The sequence below is a fragment of the Paenibacillus wulumuqiensis genome (assembly GCF_000971965.1).
Taxonomy (GTDB): domain Bacteria; phylum Bacillota; class Bacilli; order Paenibacillales; family Paenibacillaceae; genus Saccharibacillus; species Saccharibacillus wulumuqiensis.
The window spans coordinates 835,067-854,608 of the sequence record NZ_LAQP01000001.1 but is presented as its reverse complement, the minus strand read 5'-3'; the positions used below and the strand labels follow the sequence as shown (position 1 = coordinate 854,608).

General features: G+C 50.7%; 19 protein-coding genes. 16 read left to right on the top strand and 3 right to left on the bottom strand.

The annotated features are described in order from the left end of the window. Window positions 1-362 precede the first annotated feature (362 nt). From WH45_RS11765 to WH45_RS11755, 3 genes are all read left to right on the top strand, one after another. Window positions 363-1,727, top strand: a complete 1,365-nt coding sequence (locus WH45_RS11765) for an amino acid permease (protein ID WP_046214503.1) — start codon at window positions 363-365, stop codon at window positions 1,725-1,727. Window positions 1,728-1,840: 113 nt separating this feature from the next. After that, window positions 1,841-2,593: a tRNA pseudouridine(38-40) synthase TruA gene (gene truA / locus WH45_RS11760; protein WP_046214502.1), complete on the top strand. Its 753-nt coding sequence runs from the start codon at window positions 1,841-1,843 to the stop codon at window positions 2,591-2,593. A gap of 357 nt (window positions 2,594-2,950) precedes the next feature. Next, complete coding sequence (locus WH45_RS11755) at window positions 2,951-3,505, top strand: isochorismatase family protein (protein WP_046214501.1); 555 nt, start codon at window positions 2,951-2,953, stop codon at window positions 3,503-3,505. An 84-nt stretch (window positions 3,506-3,589) separates the two neighbouring features. Here the strand turns inward: WH45_RS11755 and WH45_RS11750 are convergent, their stop codons facing one another. Further along, window positions 3,590-4,321: an aminoglycoside 3'-phosphotransferase gene (locus WH45_RS11750; RefSeq protein WP_046214500.1), complete on the bottom strand. Its 732-nt coding sequence runs from the start codon at window positions 4,319-4,321 to the stop codon at window positions 3,590-3,592. Between the two features lie 208 nt (window positions 4,322-4,529). Between WH45_RS11750 and WH45_RS11745 the strand changes: the two genes are divergently transcribed. Beyond that, window positions 4,530-5,570, top strand: coding sequence for an NAD(P)-dependent alcohol dehydrogenase (locus tag WH45_RS11745; RefSeq protein ID WP_046214499.1), 1,041 nt, complete (start codon window positions 4,530-4,532; stop codon window positions 5,568-5,570). A gap of 339 nt (window positions 5,571-5,909) precedes the next feature. Continuing rightward, complete coding sequence (locus WH45_RS23770) at window positions 5,910-6,074, top strand: hypothetical protein (RefSeq protein ID WP_200897680.1); 165 nt, start codon at window positions 5,910-5,912, stop codon at window positions 6,072-6,074. 288 nt (window positions 6,075-6,362) lie between these two features. Here the strand turns inward: WH45_RS23770 and WH45_RS11740 are convergent, their stop codons facing one another. Then, the gene (locus WH45_RS11740) at window positions 6,363-6,656 is read right to left on the bottom strand and encodes a hypothetical protein (protein ID WP_046214498.1); all 294 of its coding nucleotides are present in this window, start codon (window positions 6,654-6,656) and stop codon (window positions 6,363-6,365) included. Between the two features lie 303 nt (window positions 6,657-6,959). Between WH45_RS11740 and WH45_RS11735 the strand changes: the two genes are divergently transcribed. Then, entirely contained in the window at window positions 6,960-7,856 is an 897-nt protein-coding gene (locus tag WH45_RS11735; RefSeq protein WP_046214497.1) for an SDR family oxidoreductase, read from the top strand. A gap of 187 nt (window positions 7,857-8,043) precedes the next feature. Here the strand turns inward: WH45_RS11735 and WH45_RS11730 are convergent, their stop codons facing one another. Continuing rightward, entirely contained in the window at window positions 8,044-9,009 is a 966-nt protein-coding gene (locus tag WH45_RS11730; protein WP_046214496.1) for a helix-turn-helix transcriptional regulator, read from the bottom strand. A gap of 199 nt (window positions 9,010-9,208) precedes the next feature. Between WH45_RS11730 and WH45_RS11725 the strand changes: the two genes are divergently transcribed. From WH45_RS11725 to WH45_RS11680, 10 genes are all read left to right on the top strand, one after another. Further along, on the top strand, window positions 9,209-10,114 hold the full coding sequence (locus tag WH45_RS11725) for an SDR family oxidoreductase (protein ID WP_046214495.1): 906 nt from the start codon (window positions 9,209-9,211) through the stop codon (window positions 10,112-10,114). A gap of 114 nt (window positions 10,115-10,228) precedes the next feature. Then, window positions 10,229-10,768 (top strand): histidine phosphatase family protein, encoded by a 540-nt coding sequence (locus WH45_RS11720; RefSeq protein ID WP_046214494.1) that lies wholly within the window; start codon window positions 10,229-10,231, stop codon window positions 10,766-10,768. 80 nt (window positions 10,769-10,848) lie between these two features. After that, window positions 10,849-11,952 (top strand): NADH:flavin oxidoreductase, encoded by a 1,104-nt coding sequence (locus tag WH45_RS11715; protein ID WP_046214493.1) that lies wholly within the window; start codon window positions 10,849-10,851, stop codon window positions 11,950-11,952. Window positions 11,953-12,166: 214 nt separating this feature from the next. Next, complete coding sequence (locus tag WH45_RS11710; RefSeq protein WP_046214492.1) at window positions 12,167-12,973, top strand: alpha/beta hydrolase; 807 nt, start codon at window positions 12,167-12,169, stop codon at window positions 12,971-12,973. A gap of 178 nt (window positions 12,974-13,151) precedes the next feature. Then, window positions 13,152-15,116, top strand: coding sequence for an elongation factor G (locus WH45_RS11705; protein ID WP_046214491.1), 1,965 nt, complete (start codon window positions 13,152-13,154; stop codon window positions 15,114-15,116). Between the two features lie 165 nt (window positions 15,117-15,281). Further along, window positions 15,282-16,046, top strand: coding sequence for an SDR family NAD(P)-dependent oxidoreductase (locus WH45_RS11700; RefSeq protein ID WP_046214490.1), 765 nt, complete (start codon window positions 15,282-15,284; stop codon window positions 16,044-16,046). A 198-nt stretch (window positions 16,047-16,244) separates the two neighbouring features. After that, window positions 16,245-16,898 carry a M48 family metallopeptidase gene (locus WH45_RS11695; RefSeq protein ID WP_046214489.1) on the top strand — a complete coding sequence of 218 codons (654 nt, stop codon included), beginning with the start codon at window positions 16,245-16,247 and terminating at the stop codon, window positions 16,896-16,898. 266 nt (window positions 16,899-17,164) lie between these two features. Continuing rightward, complete coding sequence (locus WH45_RS11690; RefSeq protein ID WP_046214488.1) at window positions 17,165-17,956, top strand: SDR family NAD(P)-dependent oxidoreductase; 792 nt, start codon at window positions 17,165-17,167, stop codon at window positions 17,954-17,956. Between the two features lie 10 nt (window positions 17,957-17,966). Beyond that, window positions 17,967-18,902 carry a helix-turn-helix transcriptional regulator gene (locus WH45_RS11685; protein ID WP_046214487.1) on the top strand — a complete coding sequence of 312 codons (936 nt, stop codon included), beginning with the start codon at window positions 17,967-17,969 and terminating at the stop codon, window positions 18,900-18,902. A gap of 82 nt (window positions 18,903-18,984) precedes the next feature. Next, window positions 18,985-19,506 (top strand): DinB family protein, encoded by a 522-nt coding sequence (locus WH45_RS11680; protein WP_046214486.1) that lies wholly within the window; start codon window positions 18,985-18,987, stop codon window positions 19,504-19,506. Window positions 19,507-19,542 lie beyond the last annotated feature (36 nt).

Sequence of the window (19,542 nt, the reverse complement as noted above, 5' to 3'; positions counted from 1 at the left end):
TATATACAATATCATCAATACACTACAAACTTCATATGTATGTTTGGAAATAAAAATAAATACTCATACCACTCCATGCAAAAAGGAGTATTAATGAAATTTGACGGCTGCTTCTATTTGTTTAGAAAAAAATAGATAATATAGATTATTCATACAAATTAATAGAATCTATACGTACAATTAGAGAATGTCCTCTCCTCGTAGACAATGTTTCTGTTGATTGGGCAATTGTCGTTTTCATTTATGATCGGTGCTATTGAAATTACATATTATGTTACTTTACAATGTGGCAGTGCGTTTTCGCATTGATTTATTCATTTAAAATCGGAGTCATATTGAAGCATGATAAAGGGGCGTTTTTCTTGGAAGCCAAACAATTGAACAGAGGACTCAAAGCAAGACATATTGAATTGATTGCACTCGGGGGAACGATTGGGGTCGGGCTGTTCATGGGATCGGCGAGCACGATTCAGTGGGCAGGTCCTTCGGTATTGCTGGCTTACTTGCTGGCAGGCATTATTATGCTGTTCGTGATGCGCATGATGGGCGAGATGCTGATCATGGAGCCGGTGACCGGTTCCTTTGCGACATTTGCCCACAAATATATCAGTCCGCTGGCCGGATTTGTGACGGCGTGGAGCTACTGGTTCCTGTGGGTTACTGTCGGAATGGCAGAAGTCACAGCGATCGGGATCTATGTCGGTTACTGGTTCCCGGATATTCCGCAGTGGCTGCCGGCACTGGCAGGGGTCGGCATTATCGCGGCAGCCAATCTGGCGGCGGTCAAATTTTACGGGGAGTTCGAGTTCTGGTTTGCAATGATCAAGATTGTCGCGATTGTCGCTATGCTGATTCTTGGCACAGGCATGATTTTCTTCGGTCTTGGCAATGACGGGGTAGCGATCGGATTATCGAATCTGTACAGTCATGGCGGTTTCTTCGCCGGTGGGCTCAAAGGATTCCTGTTCGCACTCTGTATTGTCACCGCCGCTTATCAGGGGATTGAGATGATTGGGATTACAGCCGGTGAAGCCGAGAATCCAAAGGAAACCCTGCGCAAATCGATCAAAAACATTATCTGGCGAATTCTGATTTTCTATGCAGGTGCGATTTTTGTAATCGTAACGATCTATCCATGGAATGAAGTGGGTCAGAGTGGAAGCCCGTTCGTGTTGACATTTGCCAAGGTGGGTATCGTCGCAGCGGCGGGGATTATTAACTTTGTCGTATTGACCGCCGCAATGTCCGGCTGCAACAGTGGGATCTACAGTGCCGGTCGGATGCTGTATACGCTGGCACAGAACGGACAGGCACCGAAGTTTTTTGGCAAAGTATCCAAAAGCGGCGTGCCGCGCAACAGTATCATAACGACGATCGCGCTGCTGCTGATCGGTGTATTGTTCAACTACCTGTTCCCGGATTCCAAGCTGTTCCTGTACATTTACAGCGCGAGCATCCTGCCGGGCATGGTGCCGTGGTTTGCAATGGCGTTCAGCCAGTTCCGATTCCGCAAGCAGTGGAAAGACCAGATGCATGAGCATAATTTCAAGTCACTGTTCTTCCCGGTGAGCAATTATATTGTAATTGTATTCCTGGCGCTGGTGCTGGTCGGTATGTGGTTCAATCCGGATACGAATATGTCGCTGATCGTGGGAGCGGTATTTATCGGGATCGTTATCGTGGGTTACTATGCATTCGGAATCGGCAAACGTACACCGGGTAAATGAACGATAGGCTGAGCGGACCGCTTGTGTTACATTAGACTATGAGATGGTATGGCAAAGAGTATGCCATACCCTGCAGTCAGGCATCACAGCCAATCCGCCAGAAGGAGCAAAACATGAACAATTACAAATTAACAATCCAGTACGATGGAGGCCGTTACAAAGGCTGGCAGCGTCTGGGAGATAGCGATAATACGGTTCAGGGCAAAATCGAAAAAGCCGTCTCGGTGCTGACCGGTGAAGAGATCGAGATTATTGGTTCGAGCCGCACCGATGCAGGCGTACACGCTTTGATGCAGGTTGCCAATTTCAGGACCAATCAGGAATTGAGCGAAGCCAGAGTGATGAGCTTTCTGAATCACTATTTGCCGCCGGATATTAGCATAACCCGGGTGGAGATCGTGGATGAGCGTTTCCATGCCCGCTTCCAGGCGACCGACAAGACATATCTGTACAAAATCTGGAATCGTGAATACAGCCATCCCTTTATGCGCAAATACAGCATGCATGTGGTCAAGCCGCTGGATATTCACCGGATGCGTCAGGCGGCAGCGCATTTTATCGGCGAGCATGATTTTACCGCGTATGCCAATGCCAAATCCAAGAAAAAAGACTCCGTGCGTACCATTTATACACTGGATATTCAAGAGAAGGATGGATTTATCGAGTTCCGTGTTCAGGGTAACGGATTCTTGTACAATATGGTTCGCAAAATGGTCGGCACACTGATTGCAGTAGGGCTGGGGGAGAAGTCAGCGGATGATGTTCCGGCTATCATTCTTTCCAAGGAACGTCTGCAGACCGGTGGCATGGCCGAAGCGGAAGGATTGTATCTGGAAGAGATAAGCTTTGAACCGCGCGGAGAATAAGCGTACTGCCTTTGAAGACCAGGCAGTATGAGCGTGCGAATGAGGATCAGGATCAGGATCTACTAAATTAGGAATAAGATATTCAGGCAGGCCTCTATTGTAGAGAGCCTGCCTTTTTTTCTCGGTCAATCATGTGTGCGGATGGCTATGTCAGCAGTCGATGCGGTATCATTTCGGATCGCTGATAGCAAGTCTAATCGGTGCAGATCCATCCATTTGGCAGTGTCAAATGGATTCACTTTCAGGCTTCTGAAGATGATACAATGCAGGGAACAGCAGAGATGCACAGACGAGCAGCCCTACCAGATACAGCAGCAGAATACAGGCTTTATCCATCCAAGCGAGGAGGAGATCCAATTGCAGGCACTTCTGGTTATCGATGTACAGAATGGGATTGTTAATTATGGAGATCATGACTTTCAGCCGGAGCTGATACGTATGGAGCAGATCATTCAGGATTACAGGCAGGCCGGTCAGCCGGTCATTTTCCTGCGTCATGTGGATGAACGTCCGGAACACCCGCTGTACCGGGGATCGGAAGGAGGGGCTATTCATCCGTCGCTGCAGCCGTATGCCGATCAGGTGATCGAGAAGTCTACACCAAGCGCTTTTTTCCAGACCGAACTGGCCGGTGTACTGGAGGGATTGGGTGTAAATCATGTGTGTATTGTCGGATTTGAAGCGGAGTTCTGCTGCATGTTCACTTCTATCGCCGCCTATGACCGTGGTTATCGGGTGACACTGGTCCAGGATGCGACCGGCACAACCAACACGGCAGACAGCTACGAGATGCCGGGACTGGATGTACGCAGTCTGGTCGGCAAAGTACTGCACTGGTCGGAAGTCATCGAAGTGCTCGATTATGATCAATACAGGGAAAAATATTCGTCCGGACACGCTGATCCCGCCTGATCCTGCACATGTAAAAAGCTCGCCTGGCAGGAAGTACATGCCAGGCGAGCTTTTTGGATATCGATAATTGTTCAGACGTAGTGATCATTCCGTCCAATCCACCAGCTGGCTGAAGTAGTGAACGCCCTCCATATCCACATCCTGTCTGCCGTAGGCATCGAGGAAAATATCATGATACTGCTCGGTATCAAGATTATAGTTGAGCGTCCATAATCCCCAGTAAATATCATAATTCCGGTCACCGATACCTCCATATCCATTATCAACGAAGCCGCGGAATTCATAATGATCCATAATCAGATTCGGCAGGCAGTAGTCGCCATGAATGATGACATTGTCGACCGGTGTATAGCCATGCTCGCCCAGCAGCGCCGGATCAATGCCGCTGTCCAGTGCTTCCTGGCGAATCTCTGCGCTTCTGCCGGGATAAGGGCACCCGTCCAGCGGCAGCTGATGAAGCATTCGCAAATACTGTCCAAATGCAGCAGCCAGCTGCTCGGGATTAGCCATATGCTGTGAAGACGCTCCATCTTCGCCCTGGACGGCTGCAGTCAGCAAATAGTCATTTGTCTCATCGGAAATATATGCTGCGACGCTCGGAGCCATGTGGTGATGATGCAAAAATTCGGTCATCCGATATTCGCGTTCCAGTTTTCCTTTAGCGCTAATTTTGAGAAACCATTGTTCTTTTCCCTGGATGAACAAGGTTTGTGCATTGTCGGAAGAGCTGCTGTCGTAAATATGTGCTTGCTCCAGATAAGGATGAATAACAGCAGGGATATGACTGTAATCGTATGTAATCAGTGTTTTTCTCATAAAATCTCCTTTGCATAGATAGGTGATTGGACTGACTTTCTAAAAGATAATGAACAGTTTTAAGCGATTTGTTGATTATGCAATAAATTGATGCCATTTAACTATTGTGAACAAGTCTGCTGTATCTATATTATTAACAGATGTTGATTAACCAATCAATGATCATTCTCCATCGAAAAATAAGAAACATGCACAGGAGGTTTTATTAATGATTACAGCCAAAGTCAGAGCAGTAGATGGTGCAGACCAGCCATTTCAGGCGACTACGATTGAACGCCGCGATCTGGATACCCAGGATGTACTAATCGAGATTAAATTTTCCGGCATTTGCCATTCCGATATTCATACAGCACGCGGAGAGTGGGGACCTGTCAATTATCCGCTCGTACCCGGTCATGAGATTGCCGGTATTGTCACTGCAGTTGGCTCCGAAGTCACCAAGTACAAAATTGGTGATCGTGTCGGTGTCGGTTGTATGGTCGATTCCTGTCGTGAATGTGAGAACTGTCAAAAAGGCGAGGAGCAATACTGCCGTAAAGGCAATGTGCCTACCTATGCCGGCGTAGATAAATACGGTCAATTTACGCAGGGTGGCTATGCTTCCCATATCGTAGTAACCGAAGACTTTGTACTGCGTATTCCGGACAATATCAGTCTGCAGGATGCAGCACCTCTGCTGTGTGCAGGGATTACGACGTATTCCCCACTGCGTACATGGAATGCCGGTCCAGGCAAAAAGGTAGCGGTGGTCGGACTGGGCGGTCTTGGTCATATGGCAGTCAAAATCGCTCATGCAATGGGTGCCGAAGTTACTGTACTGTCCCAATCTCTGAATAAAAAGGAAGATGGACTACAGTTTGGTGCCGATCACTATTATGCGACCAGCAATCCGGAGACGTTCCAGAACCTGGCCAGCACATTCGATCTGATCATCAATACCGTTAGTGCCAAGATTGATATTGATGCCTACATCTCGCTGCTTGCACTGGATGGCACAATCGTCAACGTAGGCGCACCGGCCGAGCCATTATCGCTCAATGTGTTCTCGCTGATCAGTCAGCGCCGTGCTTTTGCAGGGTCGATGATTGGCGGCATTCGGGAGACCCAGGAAATGCTGGACTTCTGTGCCGAGCACCATATCGTTCCCGAGATTGAGATCATCTCGGCGGACCAGATCGATGAAGCCTATACACGCGTACTCGCTTCCGATGTACGCTACCGCTTTGTGATTGATGCCAGCACACTGTAAGCCCGGTAACGATCTCATTTGGGTTCAGTAAAAGAATAGCTGATTAAAAAACGCAAATTACGAATAACGATACAGTGTCAGATCAGGCAGGGTTTCCTTTGAGGAAGCCCTGCTTCTTTCTGTCCAAAGCAGGCTGCTCAAGCTTTGTCTTCCTTAGTACCTGCTGCGCTCACATAGTCTGTCATTTCCTGCTGCTCGTATGGCTCGCTGAAGCAGAAATAAAAATATTTTGGCATCTGCATAAGTATAAAGCGATTCATGAGTAACAAATGGGTGTAATAGGACTCAAAGCAATTCACCAACTAAGGCTTTGACAGCCTCAAAGGGAGAGAATGACCGATGAATGAAAATCGTAATGTAGACGTGGAAAAAAGGGAAGTACGAGTGGAACGCCGTTCGGACTCTGGCATGGTAGCTTCTACATTTATCAAATATGCGGCATATATTATTATTCTGGGACTGGTGTTATGGTTCCTGATCAAGTACATCCTGCCGATGTTTTGATTGAAATTATGGTTGATGAGATCATGCATGTCGCACGCAGATGAACACTGCAACGAGAAGAGTGAACGCACCCATACGACTCAGAACAACAAGAGCCTTCCGGGCAGATATAGAACATATTTCAGGAATACGGCAGTTCCGAGGAAAAATACCGCTCTTTTGAATCGAGCAATCTGCTGCATTGCTCATTCTATGTAGTGGCGAAAATGACTCATATAAATACAGCTTTTAAATACAACTTTCTCGTCCAAAACGGGAGCAGCCGGCTATAGAGTGAATCCGTACACTCTAATGCAGCTGCTCCTTTTCCTGTTTCTCCAGCTTTTTGTAATCCCGCCACATACGTCCGGCGACCATGGTCAAAGGCAGCAGCAAAAACAGCTGCAGCGGCGACTTCCACCAGATCGCGAGAAAGATCAGACAGGCGGCGATCGGGAGCGCAATTCCCAGCACGATGCTGGAGTGCCGGACCCCTCGTTTATCCAGCTTGCCAATCAGATAGCGGGCGACAAAGATGGCTGCCAGTGTGTATACAATAATAACGACCGAGAAAATGATAAAACCAATGATCAGATCTATCATCCCAATCCTCCTTTTTCGTGATAGAAGTACCTGTGTGAATCCTCCTATATATCTACATTTTTATCTATCTATTACCATTTAAAACCATCGTAACATACCTTTACGCTGAATACATCCTTACACGGCTTCATGCCGATAAAGTCTGCACCGAATCCACACCAGAAGTACATTGATCTGCACGAAAATGAACAACCCTCCGTTTAACGAAGTGCCATGACGGTTACATAAAAAGAGTTGAGACTTTTTTGTAAATGATGCTATTAAAAGTAACCAATTCACACCATTCAGAGGAGGAAATGAATCATGGCTGATCAATACACTATGCAAGATCCGACGACGCAGTATCCGAAAGCTGGACCGGAGTACCAACAGCAGCAGCCGGAACCTGGACTGCAGAAAGACATGACTCCGATTCCTGATTCGGGAGAAACCAGTTACCGCGGTACAGGTCGTCTGACCGGCCGCAAAGCAGTCGTAACCGGTGCAGACAGCGGTATCGGTCGTGCAGCTGCAATTGCTTATGCTCGCGAAGGCGCAGACGTAGTGCTGTCGTATCTGCCGGAAGAAGAAGCCGATGCGCAGGAAGTGGTCAAGCTGATCGAAGAAGCTGGCCGCAAAGCAGTCGCTGTACCGGGAGATCTCAAGGATGAGCAGTACTGCATACAGCTGATCGAGACAGCAGTCAAAGAGCTGGGCGGTATCGATATTCTGGCAAACGTAGCCGGCAAGCAGCAGTTTGTGCCGGAGATCGCTGACCTGACCAACGAACAGTTCGATCACACATTCAAAACCAATGTATATGCTCTGTTCTGGTTGTGCAAGGCAGCTATCAAGCATATGAAGCCGGGCAGCAGCATTATCAATACATCTTCCATCCAGGCGTATAACCCTTCACCAATCCTGCTGGATTATGCGACAACCAAGTCGGCGATCAACACATTCAGCAAGGCACTGGCTCAACAAGTTGCTGAAAAAGGTATCCGTGTGAATGTGGTAGCACCAGGTCCGATCTGGACACCGCTGCAGGTCGTAGGCGGACAGCCGGAAGAAGCACTCAAGGAATTTGGTTCCCAGACCCCACTGGGTCGTCCGGGTCAACCGGTCGAAATGGCTCCTGCATATGTATTCCTGGCCAGTCAGGAATCCAGCTATGTAAGCGGCGAGACACTTAACGCCAACGGTGGTACACCAACTCCATAATCACAGATATATAGATCGAATCCATTGATATAAATGGATGCCGAACTATAAAAAAAATGCCCTTTCCTTTCATAAGGAAGGGGCATTTTTGTTGATGTTTGTTGATTTTTTCGTGATGTTTTAGTGATGATTGTTATGAGATCTGGCAGCAGCGTCAAGATCCATCGGAAAAGAAAGATACATTTCTCTATTTATCATACAGCTGCACAATGGAAGCTGCCTGCCCGATAATGCGCTGACGCAATTCCTCGGGAGATAGTACAACGGCTGTGCTGCCATAGCCGAGCATCAGGCTGCAGGCATGCTCCAGTGTAGCAAATTGAACCTCCGTCTCCCACCAGTCCGGCTGATCGGTACAAAGCTGGATAGGACCGATCTGGATATACCGCTCCTTTTCCAGCTGCGGCAGAACGGCTGTACATACCCGAATACGGGCAGGATAGCGGGGAAGGCTGCTTTTGAACTGTTGGGTGGACTGTTCCCAATAGTCCGGCAGGCTAAAATCAGGCGGAGGAGAGAAGCCTTCTTCCTGCATGATAGCTTCCGCAATGTTGGACACCCGATAGGTTCGCAGTTCATAACCCGAATCCTCGATCTGGGTGATCAGGTACCATACCGAACGCTTGGCGACGAGTCCCAGCGGGCATACCAGTCGTTCGACTATTTTCCCATCCCGTCGATAGTGAATATGCAGCTTATGTTCGGCAAATACCGCTTCCTGAATCGTAAGCAATTGCGGCAAAATCTCGTCTGTCTGATGCCAGCCGGCACCGTCGATATGAATTTTGGAGCGGATCATCTGCGCCGTCTGTGAAGCGCCGGAAGGCAGGGCAGCCAGCAGCTTTTGCAGTGCATCGTCAAAATGCTGCTGAATCCCAAGGTCTGCGAGCAGCTGAGGATGGGAGGACAGCAGCAGTGAACCCAATTCCTCCGGCTTGATGCCGGTAAGCCTGGTGCGGTAACCATCGGTCAGCTTCCAGCCGCCCTGGCTGCCGCGCTCGGCATATACCGGTATGCCTGAAGCGCTGAGTGCTTCCATATCCCGCACGATGGTACGAGCGGATACTTCCAGTCTCTGTGCCAGTTCGCGGGTAGTTAGTTTGCTTTCATTTTGCAGCAGTAATAATAGGCGCAGCAGCCGGTCTGCTCTCATGCGGCATTCTCCTTTTCAGTAAGTTATTTATTGTGCTGTAGATAGCATATGCAGTACGAATAATGCATAACGTGCAGACGATGTATAAGGTGGAACATAAAAGTCGGATTTTTACGGATGTCTATTATTATATAAGACATAAGGTGGCATATATAGCAGTTATGATCAAAGGGTATCATTCAAATAAAGCTCAACACACATGAACACACAGACAAGAGATCTGACGGGAAAAGTAGCGCTGGTCGCCGGAGCGACGCGCGGAGCCGGACGAGGAATTGCCATCATGCTCGGCGAAGCGGGAGCAACCGTATATTGTACGGGACGCAGTGTGCGCGGTCAGCCTTCCGATCTGAATCGCAGCGAGACGATTGAAGACACTGCCGAGCTGGTAACGGCACAGGGCGGCCTGGGAATAGCTGTCCGGGTAGACCATACCGATGAGCAGCAGGTGCGCCAGCTGATAGAACGCATCACCGCCGAACAGAACGGTCAGCTGGATATTCTGGTGAACGACATCTGGGGCGGCGAGAAGCTTACCGAATGGGAGACGCCTTTCTGGCAGCATTCGCTCAGTAATGGACTGCTCATCCAGGATCGTGTGCTGAAGACGTATCTGATCACGAGTCATTATGCAGCTTCCTTGATGGTAGGCAATAGATGCGGTTTGATCGTCGAAGTGACGGATGGAATCGATTATTCCTATCGTGGCAGTCTGTACTACAGTCTCGCCAAAATCGCGCCGATTCATATGGCGGCAGCGATGGCGGTCGATCTGCGTCCGTACGATATAGCCGCTGTCTCTGTGACACCGGGATTTCTGCGTTCTGAGGAAATGCTGGATCATTACCGTGTGACCGAGGAGAACTGGCAGGATGCTGTACACGGCGGCATACAGCATGCGGAGCATTTCGGCGAGTCGGAGACGCCTTATTTTGTCGGCCGGGCGATTGCTTCCCTGGCAGCTGATCCGCAAATTATGGAAAAGTCAGGACAGGCATTATCCAGCTGGGGATTGTCTGACGAGTATGGATTCACCGATATCGATGGTCGCAGACCGCACTGGGGGAATTATGCGGCAGCTCATGGATTGGGCCAGCAGGAATAAAGAACAGAAATAGAGAACAGGAAAAAGAGAATAACGAACAATAAGCATACACCCAATCAGCCAGCTCTGCAGACTTCTTCCGAGCTGGCTGTAACAAGGAGGATTACGTGGACTATGGCTAATCTGTATATTATCCGTCATTGTGAAGCACAGGGGCAGGCTCCTGATGCACCGTTGACCGAACGTGGATACCGGCAGGCGAATGCGCTGGCCAAGCTGGCGGCACTGCAGCAGGTGGACCGGATTGTGAGCAGTCCTTATGAACGCGCATACCGTACTATCCAGCCTCTCGCCGAGCGGATCGGGCAGAATATCGTGACCGACGACCGGCTGATCGAGCGGGTGCTCTGCGGGCAGGATGCACCGGATTGGCGTGATAGGCTCCGGCGTACCTATAATGAGCCGGAGCTGTGCTACCCGGGTGGAGAGTCCAGCAGCGCAGCGGCGGCACGTGCGATGCAGGTAATTACAGAGCTTGTGGATCAGGGATATCAGCGTCCGGCTATCGTATCGCATGGCAATCTGATTTCGCTGCTGCTGAGATTATGGGACGTACAGTTTGGATTTGCAGAATGGGAGACGATGAGCAATCCGGATGTATACCGTATCGATCTGGATGCTGCCGTACCTGTTATTCAGCGTCTGCCGGTTTGATTTACATATATCACTATGCTAAGGTATTGTTGTTACGAAAAATAATCAAGTAATCCATCATATGCAAGGAGGACGTTAACATGAACACAGAATCCTTATTCAGACCTTTTCAGAGTGACAAGCTGGAGCTGAGCAATCGGGTCGTCATGGCACCAATGACTCGCGGCTTCTCACCGGGTGGCGTACCTGGACCCGAAGTTGCGGAATATTACCGGCTTCGTGCAGCAGGTGGTGTAGGACTGATTATTACGGAAGGCACAGCCATTAACCATCCATCGGCAGTGAGTGGAGCTACCATTCCTCTGTTTCATGGTGAACAAGCACTGGCCGGCTGGCAAAAGGTCGTCGAAGCCGTACATGAAGCGGGCGGCAAAATTGCACCCCAGCTTTGGCATGTCGGCATGGCTCGCAAACCGGGAGATGAACCGAATCCCGAAGCGTCTCCGGTCGGACCATCCGGACTGGATCTTCAAGGCAACAAGGTCAATGAACCGTTGACCGAAGAAGAGATCGGTCAGCTCGTTCAGGCATACGCACAGGCAGCAGCAGATGCCAAGCGAATCGGATTTGATGCGATTGAGCTGCATGGAGCACATGGGTATCTGATCGACCAGTTTCTATGGGAGCGTACGAATCAGCGTACAGACCGTTATGGCGGTGATCTGGTCGCACGTACGACATTTGCGGCTGAAGTCGTGCAAGCCTGCCGGGAAGCAGTCGGTCCGGATTATCCGATCATCTTCCGTTACTCCCAGTGGAAAATGTCCGATTACCAGGCTCGTCTCGCAGAGACACCGGAACAGCTGGAGCAGCTGCTGCAGCCGCTCGTAAGTGCCGGTGTGGACATTTTCCATGCATCGACACGCCGGTTCTGGCTGCCGGAATTTGAAGGTTCTGAGCTGAATCTGGCGGGTTGGACACGCAAGCTGACCGGCAAACCGGCGATCTCTGTAGGTTCGGTCGGTCTGAAGTCCGAATTCGCGAACCGTGCACAGCAGGTAGAAGAGGATGATCCGGCAGCACATATCGACCCGCTGCTGCAGAAGCTGGAAGATCAGGAATTCGATCTGATCGCTGTTGGACGCGCATTGATCAGCGACCCGGCCTGGCCGAACAAGGTTCGTGACAATCGTACGGACGAGATCGAGATGTTCACGACCGAAGCGCTCAAGACGCTGGTCTAACGTCCAAGTCCAAAACAAAGCTATTGATTACTTGTACTATTAACGCCTCTTTCGGCTGTTTCCTGAGTCATCGGGACAAACGCCGGAAGAGGTTTTTTGACATGTGAATGTTTCGAATAAGCGGAAGAGAGGTAGTGGTAGGAGAAGTACGTAATGAAAGCGAGATCATAATGATGTTCAGACTACAAGACTGGACAATCAGGGAGGTTACATAATGAATGAACAGCAATCTATTGTTACCAACTCTGCATGGGTAGATCATATCCCGGTATTATGGGCAGAGCCGGAGGTCAGTCCATCCCGGCGGCAGTTGATTATTCTTTTGCATCCATTCAGCGGCTCCAAGGAAACGATGAAGCCGATGCTGGAGGAACTGGCTGAACTCGGATTTATCGCAGTGAGCCTGGATGCCTGGCAGCACGGTGAACGAAGCATTGCCGGAGAAGAAGATCTGTTTGGCCGGGTATTCGGCAATTTCCAGCAGTATATGTGGCCGATTCTGGGGCAGACGACGGTGGATACACTGCGTGTAATCGACTGGGCCATCCGGGAGCTGAAGGTAGACCCTTATGTGCAAATAGGCGGACTGTCGATGGGCGGCGATATCGCTGTCGCAGCTGCCGGGATTGACCACCGTATTCACAAAGTCGCAGCAGTTGCAGCGACGCCGGATTGGCTGCGTACGGGCATGGAAGATGTGCGCCAGCCCGGTACAGCTGTGCCGACCGGTGAGCCGGATGCCTATGCGGCTTACTGGTACAATCAGCTCAATCCGCTGACCCATATCCCCTCCTATGGTCATCACCCGGCGATTCATTTTATATGCGGAGAGGATGACACACATGTACCGCCGGATGGTGCACTGCGCTTCCAGGCGGAAATGGCTGACATGTATCCCGATCACCGTAATACGGTAGCGGTTACGTTGATTCCAAATTTGGGACACCGTGAATCGGCGGAATATGACCGCTGGTGGCCGGAATGCCGTGAATGGCTGATCCAGAGCCAGCTGCCCGAATAAAATAAACAGATAACAGATAATAGATACAAATACCGGACTTCCGCAGCCAGGAAGTCCGGTATTTGTGTGCTGGCAGGCAGCCGGGTTATCGGGTAACATAAGACCAGCTGCTGTCGAACGGGATCAGACGGATGAACCGGATGACAGCCATATTATGAACAGGATCAGGAGAACGAATATGAATAAAACGATTGGCATGCTCGCTCATGTGGATGCAGGCAAGACGACATTTGCAGAGCAGCTTTTATATCATACCCGGAGTATTCGCAGCCGGGGCAGAGTGGATCATCAGGATACGTTTCTCGATCATCATGAGATTGAGCGGGCACGCGGCATTACGGTATTCGCCGGACAGGCCGTGATGCAGTATGGAGATTCGGTCTATTATCTGCTTGATACGCCGGGTCACGCCGACTTCTCGGCCGAAATGGAACGGGCACTGCGCATGATGGATTATGCGATCGTATTGATCAGCGCTGTCGAAGGTATTGAGGGGCACACGGAGACCATCTGGCAGCTGCTGCGGGAGTACCGAATCCCGACCTTCTTTTTTATTAACAAAATGGACCGGATCGGTGCGGATGCAGACCGGGTGCTGCAGGAGATCCGGGTGCTGTTGACACCGGATGCTGCGGATCTGACCCGTTCCTGGCAGCCGGGTCAAATCGAGCCAGTGGATGAGCAGCTGCAGACTTTTTTGGCAGAGCGTGATGAAGCGCTGCTGGATGCCTATCTGGATGGCCGGATGACCGCAGCAGACTGGGAACAGGCGATGACCCGGATGATCCGGGAATGCCGACTGTATCCGTGTATGCACGGATCGGCGCTGCAGGATGAAGGTATTGCCCCATTTCTGGAGCAGCTCGATCGGCTGACGGTGACGGAGTATGATGAGCAGCTGCCCTTTGCCGGACAGGTATACAAAATCGGCCATGATAGCAGTGGCACCCGCATTACCTATATCAAGGCACTGCAAGGTACGCTGCGGGTGCGTGACAGTCTTACCTATACGTCGCTGTCTGCGGAGACGCTGGAAGAGAAAATTACCGGTATACGTATCTACAGCGGGGAGAAGTACCGTTCAGCAGATAGTGTTACTGCCGGAGAGCTGTTCGCAGTCACCGGACTGACCGGGGCAGGGCCGCTCACGGGACTGGGAGATTATGAGGGCAAGCAGCCTTTTCACCTGGTGCCTGCGCTGACTTCGCGGGTGAACTATCCGCCTGAACAACCGATCCGCGAAGTGCTGCGTATCTTCCGCGAACTGGAAGCAGAGGACCCTTCACTGGGAGTGACGTGGGAAGAACAACTGCAGGAACTGCATATTCAGGTGATGGGCGCGATTCAGCTGGAAATTCTGGAAAAGCTGCTGCTGGACCGCTTCCGGTTGGCGGTTACCTTTGGACCGCCGGAGATCCTGTACAAGGAGACAATTACCCGCCCGGTGACAGGCTATGGTCACTTTGAGCCGCTGCGCCATTATGCCGAGGTGCATCTGCAGCTGGAACCGGGAGAGCCGGGCAGCGGTATCGTATTTCGTAATGCCTGTCACCCCGATCAGCTGGCTGTCGGTTATCAGAATCTGGTCGGTCAGCATGTGCTGGAGCGTGAGCATCATGGTCTGCTGACCGGAGCGGCGCTGACCGATACGGTGATCACACTACTCACTGGCAGGGCGCATAACAAGCATACGAGCGGCGGCGACTTCCGGGAAGCGACCTATCGGGCGATCCGCCAGGGACTGGAACAGACAGACAATATCGTGCTTGAACCGTATTACCATTTCCGAATCAGAGCCGAGCTGGAGCATATGGGACGGATCATGTCGGATGTGCAGCAGGCTCATGGCACGATTGCTTCTCCGGAAATGACGGCTGCGCATTGTCTGCTGTCCGGCACGGTACCGGTAGCGACGTTCATGAACTATGGCGCAGAGTTGGCTTCTTTTACCCATGGCCGGGGCATGATCAGTCTGACATTCGGCGGATACCAGCATTGCCATAATCAAGAAGAGGTTGTCAGGCACAAGCAGTACCGCAAGGATGCCGATCCGCTCTATTCCTCATCGTCGATTTTCTGTGCCAAAGGGCAGGGCTATTCGGTGCCATGGCAGGAAGCGGCGGCCCATATGCACGCATTGTAAACGAAGTGGACATGGTCAGAAACCACCTTTGTAAATTAAATTTTGAAAAATAAAATTGCGATAAGTGATTAGTGCAGCGTGCGAGTGGTAATACAAAGTTAGCACATATATAAAATTCACAGTCCATAAGCCACTTAACGATAACCCACAAAGGAGTGTTCACCTATGACACAAAAACTACAGGGAACCGTCGCACTGATCACAGGAGCAAGCAGCGGAATCGGGGAAGCTACAGCGAAGACACTGGCTGCGCAGGGAGCCGCAGTAGCCATCGTCGCACGTCGTAAAGATCGTCTCGAACAGCTGGCGTCAGAGATTACAGCGAGTGGTGGCAAAGCGCTCGTCATCGAAGCGGATATTACCGATCAGAAGCAGGCTGAACAGGCGGTTACACGTACGGTAGAAGAGTACGGACGCCTCGATACCGTCGTCAACAATGCTGGCGTCATGCTGCTCGGTCCGGCATCGGATGCACCGCTGGAAGAATGGGAACGTATGGTATCCATTAATGTCAACGGTCTGCTGTATGTCTCCCATGCCGCACTGCCGCACCTGGTAAAAAGCGCTTCCGCATCGGAACGCAAAGTGACTGATCTAATCAACATTAGTTCGGTTGCCGGACGCAAAACGATGGCCGGCGGTGCGGTCTACAATCTGACCAAGTTCGGTGTGGCTGCCTTTACCGATGCGCTTCGCCAGGAAGTGGCTGGTCAGAGCGTTCGTGTATCCGCTGTGGAGCCTGGTGCAGTGAAGACGGAGCTGAGCAGCCATCTGCGCGAGGAAGTGCGTGAACAGAGCATGAAGAGCTTCAGTGATATCGAACTGCTGGAAGCACAGGATATTGCGGATGCGATCGAGTACATTGTGACACGCCCAAGACATGTGGCAGTCAACGAAGTGCTGATCCGTCCGACCGATCAGGTGATGTAAGTCGGCAGGCCAGCTACAGACAGCAAATGGCAGAGAACCTGTAGGCTGTTGGCCTTTCTCTGCAATTGATAAGAATTTATTAGATTCGAACCTCATATTCGCTCTACCCGGCAGCAGCGCTTATCACAGCGCTGCTGCTTTTTGTCAGGGTGTGATATGATAAGAACACCTTAGATTCCATACAGAAAGAAGATTACGATGAACATTACGATTCAGAACCAGACCATAGCATGCAATGTGCAATATTCCAAACGCAAAAAAGTATCTATCCAGCTCGACCCGGGTGGTCTGTTAACGGTAAAGGCACCGAACGGCACACCGGAAGATGCCATTATCCGTCTCGTCGAGCAGCACAGCGAATGGGTGCTGGACAATCTGCGTCGGTTAAGCAGCAGGCAGCCCGCTCCGGAAGCAAGGACGTATCAGGATTATGGGACCTTTATGTACCTTGGCCGGGAGCACAAGCTTCAAGATCTGATCGAGATCGGAGAGGCCAGCGAAGAAGAGCTGCGCACCCGGCTCAAAAAGTTCTATTTTGCCAGCTGTAAAAAAGTGATCAACCAGCGGATTACCGCCTATCAGCAGCAGCTGAAGGTCAAGCCCAAAAGTATCGACATCGTCGAATCGACCACTAAGTGGGGCAGCTGCAGCTTTGACAAAAAGCTGACCTTCAACTACCGGCTCGCTATGGCACCAGTGGAAGTTATCGACTATGTGATCGTACATGAACTGTGCCATCTGCTGCATATGAACCATGATCGTTCCTTCTGGCGCAAGGTCGGCGGCATTATGCCGGATTACAAGGAGAAGGAAGAATATCTGGCGAGATACGGCGGCTATATGACCCTTTGACCGGGTATGCAATGGCTTCTACGCATTACTGCTACAGCATACATCTCATACAGGGGAGACTGTGCATGCATCGCCCTCTACCTATGCCGTTCCATGAACACACCGGCATAAGGCAAAATCTGTGCTGAATCTGTCTGCAAAAAGTCGTTCCAAATCCATGTTGATGAAGTCACTACGGCTGATTAAGGGTAATAAACAAGCGGAAAGATAACGCTTACTTACCTGCAAGACTGCCAGAACAGATCATAACAGAGGAGCTGGAACCTATGGACCGAATGAAAGGGAAAGTAGCTATCGTTACAGGTGCCGGATCAGGCATTGGCCGTGCAGCGGCGATTCGCCTCGCTGCCGAAGGAGCAAGAGTCGGACTTATCAACAAGACCGACGAAGAAGTGCAGGAGACCAAGCAGGTCATTGAGGCGGCCGGTGGAGAAGCACTGGCCTTTACCGCTGACATATCGGTACCTGCCCAGTACCGACAGGCGCTGGAGCAAATCGTAGAGCAGTGGGGCCAGATCGATACGCTGTTTGCCAATGCCGGTATTCTCGGTGTCGTCGGTCCGATCGAAGCGATACCGGACGAGGAATGGGATACCACGATGACCAATAATGTCAAGGGTGCTTTTACCAGTGTCAAGTATGTCATTCCCTACCTGAAGCAAAACGGGAGTGGCAGTATCGCACTGACCAGTTCGCTCAGCGGGACACGTGTATTTTCCCAGCAGGGATTCGCTGCTTACAGTACATCCAAGGCTTCGATTGCCGCCTTTGGACAGATGGCTGCTTTCGAACTGGCCCCCTACAATATCCGGGTGAATATCGTCGCACCAGGATCGATTGAGACCAATATCCAGGGAACCGGCAATCAGCTGCCGGAGATGAAGGAAATGAAAGTCAAAAAGGTCGAATATCCGGAAGGAACCGTCCCTCTGCCGGAAGGAAAAGGCACCTCGGAGCAGGTGGCGAGTGTTGTACTGTTCCTGCTGTCGGACGAGTCCGCCCATGTGAGCGGTTCGATCGTCTATGTCGATGGCAGTGAATCATTATTTGTAGGATAAGGAGCTGTACATGAAACTGGAACGACTGGTCTCCATCATCTATAAACTGCTTAATCATGAAGTGCTGTCCGCCGCCACGCTGGCCGAAGAATTTCAGGTGTCCCCGCGCACCATTTACCGGGATATCGATGTGATCTGTGCCGCCGGTTTCCCGGTGATCTCGCATCAGGGAAGCCAGGGCGGATACGGCATGATGCAGGGCTACAAAATGGACAAAAGCCTGCTGGGCTCCTATGATGTGGCTTCCCTGATCACCGTGCTGCGCAGTCTGTCTTCTGTATTCGAAGACAAGCATGTGCAAAAGACGATTGAACGGCTGCAGACGATCGAAGCGGAGCATCATCCGCCAAGCCTGTCTGTCGATCTGGAGACAAGGCGTGCGGCCCCCCATGTGCTTGCTCATTTGCGCACAGCAATTACAGAGCGAAAAGTAGTGCGTTTTGGTTATATTAATGCAGACAATATACGCACTACCCGCGAGATGGAGCCGGTACATCTTTATTTCAAATACGGCAATTGGTATGTGTACGGATACTGCCGGAACCGACAGGAATATCGGGAATTCCGCCTGTCACGTATGATGGATGTGGAACTGACGGCAGAGCCTTTTCAGAGCCATCGCGAAATACTGCAAGCAAACAGGCTGACCCGATGGACCGATACAGAATGGAGCGATGCCACCCGCGATACGGAAGAAGTAGTGATCCGGGTGCAGCCTGAAGCGCTGGCGGAAGCACTGGATCAGTTCCAGCAGTTGGACAGGGAATTTCATGAGGATGGCAGCATGACGATGCGGATTCATGTATACAAGCCGTTGGAAGCCCGATGGCTCTGGTCGGTTCTGCTGAGTTTGGGCAGCGGAGCAGAAGTACTGGCACCGACTGCACTTCGCAGTATTCTCAGAGAACAATTGCAAAAAGCGCTCCGGCTGTATGAAGAAGTATGACAGACTGCTGTCATACTTCTTTTTTTATAATGATAACAGTTCCCAACCCAATTCATGCTTTTACCAAAGGAGAATGTTATCCATGACTAACCACCCTGTAGAAATGTTCAATTATCACATCTGGGCCACACACACTATTCTGGAACGAATCGCCGAACTATCGCCTGCTGTACTGAGTCAGGAGGTAAACAGTTCTTTCCCGACGATTGCGCATGCACTCTCGCATATGTGTGCTGTCGACGAGATGTGGTACAGAGTAATGACAGGTGCCAATATGGGGCAAGCTTTGCAGGACTGTATGTCTTTTGCTACCCGGGTAATGGCAGACATCGGGACGTATAGAGAGATGCTAAATCAATTGTCGGAGCAGTACCATGCCTATTTGCAGGAACAGACAGACCTGGAGCAGCGCATTCTGGTTGATAATCCCTATGCGGGCATTCGTGAAGTCAGCTTCTCGGAGATTCTGCTGCATGTAGCCAATCACGGAACCTATCATCGCGGCAATATCTCCACCATGCTGCGTCAGCAGGGTTATGCTTCCACGATGACGGATTATGTGTTCTACTGGTATGCCAGCCAGCCGCCTCTTCCTTCTGCCTGATCCTGTATCTCAAGAACAGCCAAAATGTATTGGCAG

What these genes read in the sequence shown, in the direction of transcription:
- truA (WP_046214502.1), top strand. Translation starts at nt 1,841, where the DNA reads ATGAACAATTACAAATTAACAATCCAGTACGATGGAGGCCGTTACAAA.
- WH45_RS11750 (WP_046214500.1), bottom strand. Translation starts at nt 4,321, where the DNA reads ATGAGAAAAACACTGATTACATACGATTACAGTCATATCCCTGCTGTT.
- WH45_RS11745 (WP_046214499.1), top strand. Translation starts at nt 4,530, where the DNA reads ATGATTACAGCCAAAGTCAGAGCAGTAGATGGTGCAGACCAGCCATTT.
- WH45_RS23770 (WP_200897680.1), top strand. Translation starts at nt 5,910, where the DNA reads ATGAATGAAAATCGTAATGTAGACGTGGAAAAAAGGGAAGTACGAGTG.
- WH45_RS11740 (WP_046214498.1), bottom strand. Translation starts at nt 6,656, where the DNA reads ATGATAGATCTGATCATTGGTTTTATCATTTTCTCGGTCGTTATTATT.
- WH45_RS11735 (WP_046214497.1), top strand. Translation starts at nt 6,960, where the DNA reads ATGGCTGATCAATACACTATGCAAGATCCGACGACGCAGTATCCGAAA.
- WH45_RS11730 (WP_046214496.1), bottom strand. Translation starts at nt 9,009, where the DNA reads ATGAGAGCAGACCGGCTGCTGCGCCTATTATTACTGCTGCAAAATGAA.
- WH45_RS11725 (WP_046214495.1), top strand. Translation starts at nt 9,209, where the DNA reads ATGAACACACAGACAAGAGATCTGACGGGAAAAGTAGCGCTGGTCGCC.
- WH45_RS11720 (WP_046214494.1), top strand. Translation starts at nt 10,229, where the DNA reads ATGGCTAATCTGTATATTATCCGTCATTGTGAAGCACAGGGGCAGGCT.
- WH45_RS11715 (WP_046214493.1), top strand. Translation starts at nt 10,849, where the DNA reads ATGAACACAGAATCCTTATTCAGACCTTTTCAGAGTGACAAGCTGGAG.
- WH45_RS11710 (WP_046214492.1), top strand. Translation starts at nt 12,167, where the DNA reads ATGAATGAACAGCAATCTATTGTTACCAACTCTGCATGGGTAGATCAT.
- WH45_RS11705 (WP_046214491.1), top strand. Translation starts at nt 13,152, where the DNA reads ATGAATAAAACGATTGGCATGCTCGCTCATGTGGATGCAGGCAAGACG.
- WH45_RS11700 (WP_046214490.1), top strand. Translation starts at nt 15,282, where the DNA reads ATGACACAAAAACTACAGGGAACCGTCGCACTGATCACAGGAGCAAGC.
- WH45_RS11695 (WP_046214489.1), top strand. Translation starts at nt 16,245, where the DNA reads ATGAACATTACGATTCAGAACCAGACCATAGCATGCAATGTGCAATAT.
- WH45_RS11690 (WP_046214488.1), top strand. Translation starts at nt 17,165, where the DNA reads ATGGACCGAATGAAAGGGAAAGTAGCTATCGTTACAGGTGCCGGATCA.
- WH45_RS11685 (WP_046214487.1), top strand. Translation starts at nt 17,967, where the DNA reads ATGAAACTGGAACGACTGGTCTCCATCATCTATAAACTGCTTAATCAT.
- WH45_RS11680 (WP_046214486.1), top strand. Translation starts at nt 18,985, where the DNA reads ATGACTAACCACCCTGTAGAAATGTTCAATTATCACATCTGGGCCACA.